Raw genomic sequence first — 8516 nt, forward strand, 5'->3', positions numbered from 1 at the left:
TTTTATTTCAGTCTTTAAGGTTATATTTTTAATTCACAAAAAATAATCTCCTTTTTTCTTTTTGTAAAAACCACAAATTTTCCATGATATTACTTCGAACATTTTTTAAGATTTTGCTTGAAATTCGTAATTGATAGACAGATAGAGTTGTTTCCCATTTTTTACATTTCAATCGCAATTGTTGCTTTCTGTAATACTGCCAACAATTAAAAATATAGGCACGAAAATAGAGTTGAGCAAGTTGCGTGGTTGGCTTATGATTTCGGTAAGATATATGGATTTTATTAAACATTCTAAAACGAGTTTCTTCAAACCACCGTTTTTTATACGTTTCTGAGAGCCATCGGCTCCAACTGGCAAGATTCTTATGTGGACGGAGTGTTGTGAAGAATCCTCAAGTTCCTCCATTGCTTGGTTAAAATTTATTTTATTTTGAAGTAACTTTTGACGGATTTCCAAAGCGGATTGATTTTTATGCGCAATTAAGACTAATTGCATATGAACCGAACTTAGCCAAGGTTTTGTTCCAGTTTTCTGTGAAAAAAGATATTTATCAAAAATCGGGCGTTTTCCTAGCAAAAAATCGCTAAACACCCGCTTGACACTATTGAAACGTTTAGCCGGCATTAAAACAGGTAAATTTTGTGATTTCAATTCTTTGACCAGAGCTGCACGGTAAAACTCACGGTCCATTAGCGCATAGCTTAGGTTAAATCCCTGAAATTTCAACCATTTTGCACCGACACCGATGCGTTTTGAGCGATACTGCTTATATCTGAGCAATCGGAATTCAGAAAAAAGTGTAATTCCACAACCTTGAAGAGCAAATCCTTGGAACAAACGAGCTTTACGAGTTCCCAGTTGTTTGTGTGTACCGACCTCAAATGGCGGTTGAAACTTTCCGTAGTAAGGATATTCGGTGTTATCAATCAATAGACGCATTTTTGAACCTCCGATCTCTTTTCTACAGATTTCTATGTTAACTCGATTTAATAGGTTTCCGAAGATGAAATGAATATCTTATTCTGAAAGTAGTCGAAAAAATTTGTCCACATCGGTTTGATGGGGTACCAGTCGCCGTTTTCGGACACCATCTCTAAATTCTTTTATTATAAAAAATTTACTTCGGTAATAGTGTCGAACAAAGTAATGATTAAGAAATTCTGAAGCATATGTTGTTGATTGTTTAGTCACCATTGCATAAAGCTTGACAAGTATAAAATCCGAATATGAATAAAGCCTTGGTTTGAATATCTTCGCGATTCCTGTTTGACCAACCAAACTTTCCATATAAGATTTAAATTCTCCGCGGAGAAATAAATCTTGAGGGAAAGTTGAGATGGTCGATTGAGGAATCGCCGTTTCTGTAATTGATGATATAACTTATCAATTATAGATTCTCATTTCCCTTCAAAAGCGTTTCGGTTCTCTATTATTGGCGATTTGAGTCGGCGCGATTATAACCTTGAAGACTGTTTATTTTTTGCATAGAAATCTGCAAGTTTGTACAAAAAGTCTGATTTGAAAGCAGAGATTAAGAAATTTAAAACTGAGAGAAAGAGGATTATTGATAAAACTCCCTGATAGAGAAATTATAATATGGAAAAAACAGAGATTAATAGATTTAAATCAGCTAAAGAATCACATACTCGATTCATTTTGAATTTATAAATGCAATATCTATTCCTAAAGTATTAATATTTTCATAGCTTTAATTAAATTTAGCTTGATCAAAACAGGATTAATTCTTTAAGGATTAATGTTAGCATTGTAAATAATCAACCAATTGATTTAGTTAAAAATAAAAATCATTTATAAACAGTATTTAGACTTTAGGTTACAATTTTGAAAGTGCCAATTTGATCAGATGATTTTTTTTCTAAAACAAGGGTAGATTCATTAATCATGAATTTTAAAAATATCATCATATTAACTAATATAAAGCTTCTTAATTGAACGTACTTAAAGAATAATAATACTTTGAAGATTAATATTAGTCAACACACAATCAAGAAGATTTAGAATGAAAGTTCCATTATGCGAATTATATTTAGATGATAATATTAAGAATGCAACCCTAAAAGTATTAGAGTCAGGAAGGTATATAAATGGTCCTGAAGCTAAATCCTTTGAAGAAGAATTTGCACAATACATTCATAAAAAGCGCGCCATTTCTGTGAATTCTGGTACATCTGCTCTGTATATTACCTTCCTTGGGATGCAATTACAACCTGGTGATGAGTTTATTTGTCCTACACATACATTTATTGCATCGGCATCTCAAGCAATACAACTTGGGTTAAAACCTATCTTTGTAGATTCTAATCCCTCAAATTACACCATGGATATAAGTGATTTAGAGAAGAAAATAACAGAAAAAACTAAAGCAATTGTAACTGTGCATATTTATGGACATCCAGTTGATATGGATCCTGTAATGAAACTAGCAAATGAATATAACATTAAAGTTATAGAAGATTGTGCACAATCTCATGGATCTAAATATAAAGGAAAAATGACAGGCTCTATCGGGGATTATAGTTGTTTTTCATTTTTTCCATCAAAGATCATGAATGTTGGTGGAGATGGCGGTATGATTGTAACAAATGAAGAAAAAACAGCAGATTTGTTTTATATGTTAAAAAATCATGGTAGAATTGAAAAATATAAGCATGAAATCCTTGCTATGAATATGCGAATGCCTGAGATTCCTGCAGCTATAGGTAGAGTTCAATTAAAATTGATTGATAAATTTATTAAAAGAAGAAAGGAAATCACAAATTCATATAATGAAGCTTTAGCGAATATTCCAGAGATCTTCACCCCAAAGCAAGAGAAATGGGCCGATACCGTCTATTATACTTATGTAGTTCAAGTGAAAAATCGAACTGCATTCAGAAATTTCTTAAAATCAAAAGGGATTGAAACTGGAATTCATTATCCAATTCCATTACATCAACAACCTGTTATTGAGGAACGTTTTGGTAAACAACATTTACCAAATGCTGAAAAATTCTGTAACCACATTGTTTCTCTTCCACTATCAGGTAATATGCCACAAGAAAAAGTTGATTATGTAATTAAAACTATTAAAGAATACTATACCTAAAAAATGGTTTTAAATGATAAAAATTACTCCTAAAAATGAAAAAATTTACCCCGAAATATCTTTCCAATGGAAAAACCCTTTGGATTCATCAGATAATATTGTAATTATAGGAGAAAACTTAAAAATTCGCCCTCCATGTACAATATATTGGGGTACACAAATCGGAAATGATTGCACTATTAATCATTATAGTATAATTCGAGAAAAATCCATTATCGGTAATAATTCAAAAATTGGTAATGGAACGACCTTAGATGGAAATTTAAAAATTGGTAATAATGTTTCTATCCACACTAATTGTTTTATTGCAAATTATACAATTATTGAAGATAATGTTTTCATTGGACCATCATGTACGATCACAAATGTCAGAAAAATAAAACATGGACGTAATTTTCCACTTATAGAAGATACCGCAATTATTGGATATGCTTCTCGAATTGGAGGAGGATGTACAATTCTTCCAGGAATAAAAGTAGGGAGAGAAGCACTCATAGGTGCTGGTTCTGTTGTGACTAAAAATATTCCTGATAATTCCATTGCCATTGGTGTTCCAGCGAAAGTAAAGGGCTTAATCCCTGATGATGAAAAATATCCTTTAATTAATTAAAGTGAATAAAATGGATAATCAAATAAATTTCGCACTCATCGGTTGCGGTCATATTGCCCCTCGATGGTTAGATGTGTTTCAAGCTAATTCGGAAATAAATCTTGTAGCAATAGTAGATCCGAATCCAGAGGCTTTTAAGGAATTGGAAAAATACTCCTTTCCAAATATGACGAAATATACTTACATAGAGGAAGCATATAAAAAGGAGAAAATTGATGCAGTAGTGATTGCAACTCCTCCTCCATATCATGCTAGATATATTATTGATGCAATTGACCATGGAGTTCATGTTTTAACAGAAAAACCATTATGTACAACTGAAAACCAATTAAAACATATTCTACATGCCCAAAAAAGAGCAGATTCACAGAGAATCATCACAGCAGTAAACCAACAATACCGATGGAATCCTCGGATTGTAGCCATACATCAAGCTGTGCAAGATAATTTACTCGGTGACATCTTTTTAATTAATTCTCTTTTAAATCAAAATAATTATCATTTTAATAGATGGTGGCGTCAACAAGAAGAATATATAAGCCTTTTCAATTGGTATGTTCATGTGATCGATTCTATGAGGTATTTTTTAAATCGAAAACCAATATCTGTTTGGGCAAATTTTATTCGACCACCACATTCAAAAATCATTGGTTATTCAAGTGCACTTATAAACGTCACTTTTGAGAATGGTATAGAATGGCATTTAACTGCTAATCAAGAATCCAGCGCAGGTCCAACGACATCTGGACATACGACATTTACAATGTATGGATCGAAAGGCACATTGCTTAATACCAAAAATGAATCGCCGCTTCTTTTTTTACCAGATGGACAGAAAATCGAATTGGGGGAAAACATTAAAGATATTGATAACGAACGAATTTACCCACCAGGATGGTCAGAAACGATACAAAAATTCATTACTTCGATTAGAACAGGTCAAGAACATCCGACTTCAATAAGGGATAATCTGTGGACCATTGCAATTATCTTTTGTGCTATCCGATCCTTTGAAACAAAAAAAATTGTTTACATAGATCATTTCTTAAAGGAAGTTTCAAAATTCCAATAAATATCAGTTTCCCCATAAGGTTACATGGATTAGGAAGCTTTTCGAAAAGTATTGACTTTATCTTGCCTTAGTTATCCTCAAAAGGAGTATTATTGAGATTTTGGTAGCCTTTTTCCGTACTTTTTAATTATATTATTGATTAACAACTTAATTTTTAAAAAATTTTCGCCATTTTTAAGATATATGTACCATATTCTGTTTTTGCATATCTTTTAGCAATTTTTCTCAGCTGTTCCTTTGTAATAAATTTTCGCACATACGCAATCTCTTCAATGCAGGAAATATACAACCCCGTCCGCTTCTGAATTGTACGCACAAAATCAGTTGCACTAGCCAACCCATCATAAGTGCCTGTGTCTAACCAAGCAAACCCCCTACCTAACAACTGCACCTTTAATTCACTTCTTTCAAAATAAAGCCGGTTTAAATCTGTAATCTCAATTTCCCCGCGCGCTGATGGTTTTAACGATTTGGCAAATTGTACCACTCTTTCATCATAAAAATATAAACCAGGAATTGCATAATTGGATTTGGGATGTTTGGGCTTCTCTTCTAATGAAATAACATTATAGTTTTCATCGAATTCAACCACTCCGAACTCTTCCGGATTATTGACATAATATCCGAAAATAGTGGCACCATGTTCTAAATTTCGTGCTTTAATTAAAATATCACTAAAACCTCGGCCGTAAAAAATATTATCACCTAAGATCAAGGCAACTTTATCCCCAACAATAAAATCTTCTCCGACAATAAAAGCATCTGCCAAACCTCGAGGTTCTGTTTGAACCTTATATGATAATTTCAAACCAATATGTGAACCATCCCCAAGTAATTCTTGGTAAAAAGGTAAATTGCGGGGGTCAGATATAATTAATATTTCCCGGATATCTGCCAACATCAGAACAGACAATGGATAATAAATCATTGGTTTATCGTAAATGGGCAACAATTGCTTGCTCACAACTTGCGTGATGGGATATAGTCGGGTGCCCTTTCCTCCAGCCAAAATGATTCCTTTCATACTCTAATTTTCTCCTTCATGGCTTAAGAATATTATTTAAAGCAATATTTAAATCTCAATAGCATTTCTTCCTCTATCCTATATATTTATATTTTTACAATATCACTTCCCCAGAAACAACCGCGAAAGGGCTTCAGAAACTCCTAGAAAATGGGATTCCCATGTGGTTTGAATTTTAGTAGTATTTAAGGAAGAATCTGCAGGTCGAATTGCTTTTTGTTTCAACGTGGTAATTCTTTCGATTGTTCCGAGATTTGGAAACAGACGCTCTTTCAAATTCTTAGTAATCATAGTTTCCATAATTTTCTCAACAAAAACTAACCGAGACACCGCTTCTGGTCCAGCGGTATGAAAAATCTCCGAATTCTCAAAGTCTCGCATCCAATAAATACATTCGGCCAAATCATTCACTAATGTGGGTGTGGTTATTTGGCCGTCGATAATTGAAAGAGTCTTTCCTGCTACTAAGGATTTATATGCCCATGAAAAAAAATTATCTCTTTGTCCTGCACCCGGCCATCCATATAATACACTCGTACGACAGATGCATGCTCGAACACCTTCATCCAAAATAAATTGTTCTCCTTGTAGTTTTGATTTACCATATATGGAAAGTGGATTTGGTGCATCAGTTTCGGAATAATTTCCCCGCGAACCATCAAAAATAAAATCTGTGGAGATATAAATCAATTTTCCACCGATTTGTTTCACCGCATGAGCAACATTTTTTGGTCCAAGTGCATTAATTGCATAGGCACGGTCAGGAAAATATTCACAAGCATCCACATTGGTCATTGCAGCAGTAAGAATCGATAAATCAGGTTTATATTCAGTTAGGCATTGCATCACTTCATCAGCATTAGTAATATCCAATTTCAAAATAGGGCAATCAAAAGGAAATTGCTTTAAAACTACATCAGCACCAAATACATCATCTGTTTTCTGATAAAGTTCAATAACTTTTCGCCCAAGAAAGCCATTCGCTCCAATTATTAAAACCTTCATTCTATCTTACCTTTTTTGCCCGTATTGCGATGAATAGTACTCCAGATATTCGCCGGTGATACAGTGATCCACCCATTCGGAATGATCCAAATACCATTGAATAGTTTCTTTCATTCCTGTTTCAAAATCATATTTAGGACTCCAACCTAGCTCTCGGGTTGCCTTTTCGAAATTCATCGCATACCGCAAATCATGACCAGGGCGATCGCGCACAAATGTAATCAACTCTTCTCCTTTTCTTAGTGCGCGAAGTAAATATTTCACCATATCAATATTAGCAACTTCTGCATTTCCTCCAAAATTATACACCTCTCCAGGTTTTCCCTTTTCTAATGCAACATATACACCCCGACAATGATCAGTAACATGTATCCAATCACGTACATTCGAACCATCTCCATAGACAGGAAGCGGTTTATTCGCTTGAATATTGCGAATCATAAGAGGGATAAGTTTTTCAGGAAACTGATACGGGCCATAATTGTTCGAGCAACGGGTGATTACGACCGGTAAATTATAAGTGTGATAAAACGCTTGAACAAGCATATCTGCCGCAGCTTTACTCGAAGAATAAGGACTCCGAGGTTGTATGGGTGTTTTTTCATTAAAAGCAGGATCGTCAAATCCAAGATGACCGTACACTTCATCAGTGGAAATTTGTAGAAATTTTTTCACCTGATTCCGATAGTTTTTGAAAGCATTTAGTAAAGTGAGGGTTCCTTTGACATTCGTATCGACAAAGACATCAGGATTCGAGATCGAGCGATCTACATGCGATTCTGCAGCAAAATTGATGATCGCTTCAATTTCATTTTCCTTTAGAAGAAAATCTACGAGTTCGTAATTGCAAATTGACCCCTTCACAAAATGATAATGCGGATGATCTTCAAATTCACGAAGATTTTCAGGGTTTCCGGCGTATGTCATAGCATCCAAATTCCAAATTTCCATGTTCGGATGTTCGGTTAACAAAAGTCGGATAAAATTACTTCCGATAAAGCCAAGTCCACCTGTGACAAGAAGTTTCATATTAAATTTACCTTGAAAAATTATTTATGAGAAGAAATATCATTTAGGTTAAATATGTTTGGTCGAAATATAACAAAACCCCAAAGTTATTATTTTTAAAATCAAGCACTAGAAGACAAAATGATTAAATAACGGACTATTTTTCCTTTTAGGTGATGACCTTTTTTTCTTTTTATAGATATGCGTTCATAATTTTTTGAGTGAAATTTTTGTTGTTTGAATTAATTACATAGCTCTCAACATCCATTTTTTGGATGAATTATATATTTATGCAAAGGTCACCCTTTGAGACATATTTTAGAAAGATGTCCATTCTGAACATAAATTCTTGCAGATGGAACAATTTATCTGCGTATTCCGGATCCTGCTACTTTTTAAGGTTTCTTGCTCGTTTAATCTGCGAATGTATGCTTTCAACACAATTGTTAGTAATGGTTTTTCCTAAAAAAAGTGGTATTATTTGTATAATCATTGCTATCATCCAAGATCTACTGAGCCAACGAAGGTATATTTTTTTAGAATCAGGATTTATGAAGAGTTCAGCCGTTCTTTTTTTGAAAAGTTGGTGATTCATATACATCTCTTTTTTGTCGCCAGTTTTAATATAATATACTTTTTATAAATTGTTTGGTAGCTCATCCTCTGCTTTGAGGTAATTTAGCTTTAT

The 8516-nt window shown here is 33.7% G+C and carries 9 protein-coding genes; 3 read left to right on the plus strand and 6 right to left on the minus strand.

Features of this window, described 5'->3' with window-relative positions; genetic code table 11:
- Positions 1-168 precede the first annotated feature (168 nt).
- Positions 169-942, minus strand: a complete 774-nt coding sequence (locus ACXLDF_RS04780; RefSeq protein ID WP_457557355.1) for a hypothetical protein — start codon at positions 940-942, stop codon at positions 169-171.
- Between the two features lie 78 nt (positions 943-1020).
- Complete coding sequence (locus tag ACXLDF_RS04785) at positions 1021-1290, minus strand: hypothetical protein (RefSeq protein WP_457557356.1); 270 nt, start codon at positions 1288-1290, stop codon at positions 1021-1023.
- Positions 1291-2023: 733 nt separating this feature from the next.
- On the opposite strand from ACXLDF_RS04785, the gene ACXLDF_RS04790 reads away from it, so the two are divergent.
- Genes ACXLDF_RS04790 through ACXLDF_RS04800 form a run of 3 tightly spaced genes read left to right on the plus strand, consistent with a single transcriptional unit; the run spans position 2024 to position 4791 of the window.
- Complete coding sequence (locus ACXLDF_RS04790) at positions 2024-3109, plus strand: DegT/DnrJ/EryC1/StrS family aminotransferase (protein WP_457557357.1); 1086 nt, start codon at positions 2024-2026, stop codon at positions 3107-3109.
- 13 nt (positions 3110-3122) lie between these two features.
- Entirely contained in the window at positions 3123-3719 is a 597-nt protein-coding gene (locus ACXLDF_RS04795; RefSeq protein ID WP_457557358.1) for an acyltransferase, read from the plus strand.
- Between the two features lie 10 nt (positions 3720-3729).
- Positions 3730-4791: a Gfo/Idh/MocA family protein gene (locus ACXLDF_RS04800; RefSeq protein ID WP_457557359.1), complete on the plus strand. Its 1062-nt coding sequence runs from the start codon at positions 3730-3732 to the stop codon at positions 4789-4791.
- 154 nt (positions 4792-4945) lie between these two features.
- On the opposite strand, the gene rfbA is transcribed toward ACXLDF_RS04800, so the two are convergent.
- The 4 genes from rfbA to ACXLDF_RS04820 all read right to left on the minus strand — a co-directional run bounded on the left by rfbA (position 4946) and on the right by ACXLDF_RS04820 (position 8423).
- The gene (gene rfbA / locus ACXLDF_RS04805) at positions 4946-5815 is read right to left on the minus strand and encodes a glucose-1-phosphate thymidylyltransferase RfbA (RefSeq protein WP_457557360.1); all 870 of its coding nucleotides are present in this window, start codon (positions 5813-5815) and stop codon (positions 4946-4948) included.
- Positions 5816-5917: 102 nt separating this feature from the next.
- Positions 5918-6820: an SDR family oxidoreductase gene (locus ACXLDF_RS04810; protein WP_457557361.1), complete on the minus strand. Its 903-nt coding sequence runs from the start codon at positions 6818-6820 to the stop codon at positions 5918-5920.
- Positions 6821-6826: 6 nt separating this feature from the next.
- Entirely contained in the window at positions 6827-7849 is a 1023-nt protein-coding gene (rfbB, locus tag ACXLDF_RS04815) for a dTDP-glucose 4,6-dehydratase (protein ID WP_457557362.1), read from the minus strand.
- A 367-nt stretch (positions 7850-8216) separates the two neighbouring features.
- Positions 8217-8423, minus strand: a complete 207-nt coding sequence (locus ACXLDF_RS04820) for a hypothetical protein (RefSeq protein WP_457557363.1) — start codon at positions 8421-8423, stop codon at positions 8217-8219.
- Positions 8424-8516: the final 93 nt, after the last annotated feature.

The sequence above is a fragment of the Candidatus Harpocratesius sp. genome (assembly GCF_054039255.1).

Excerpts from the sequence above, each read along its gene's own strand:
- rfbA (WP_457557360.1), bottom strand. The coding sequence starts at position 5,815 with ATGAAAGGAATCATTTTGGCTGGAGGAAAGGGCACCCGACTATATCCC.
- rfbB (WP_457557362.1), bottom strand. The coding sequence starts at position 7,849 with ATGAAACTTCTTGTCACAGGTGGACTTGGCTTTATCGGAAGTAATTTT.
- ACXLDF_RS04810 (WP_457557361.1), bottom strand. The coding sequence starts at position 6,820 with ATGAAGGTTTTAATAATTGGAGCGAATGGCTTTCTTGGGCGAAAAGTT.
- ACXLDF_RS04780 (WP_457557355.1), bottom strand. The coding sequence starts at position 942 with ATGCGTCTATTGATTGATAACACCGAATATCCTTACTACGGAAAGTTT.
- ACXLDF_RS04785 (WP_457557356.1), bottom strand. The coding sequence starts at position 1,290 with ATGGAAAGTTTGGTTGGTCAAACAGGAATCGCGAAGATATTCAAACCA.
- ACXLDF_RS04795 (WP_457557358.1), top strand. The coding sequence starts at position 3,123 with ATGATAAAAATTACTCCTAAAAATGAAAAAATTTACCCCGAAATATCT.
- ACXLDF_RS04820 (WP_457557363.1), bottom strand. The coding sequence starts at position 8,423 with ATGAATCACCAACTTTTCAAAAAAAGAACGGCTGAACTCTTCATAAAT.
- ACXLDF_RS04790 (WP_457557357.1), top strand. The coding sequence starts at position 2,024 with ATGAAAGTTCCATTATGCGAATTATATTTAGATGATAATATTAAGAAT.
- ACXLDF_RS04800 (WP_457557359.1), top strand. The coding sequence starts at position 3,730 with ATGGATAATCAAATAAATTTCGCACTCATCGGTTGCGGTCATATTGCC.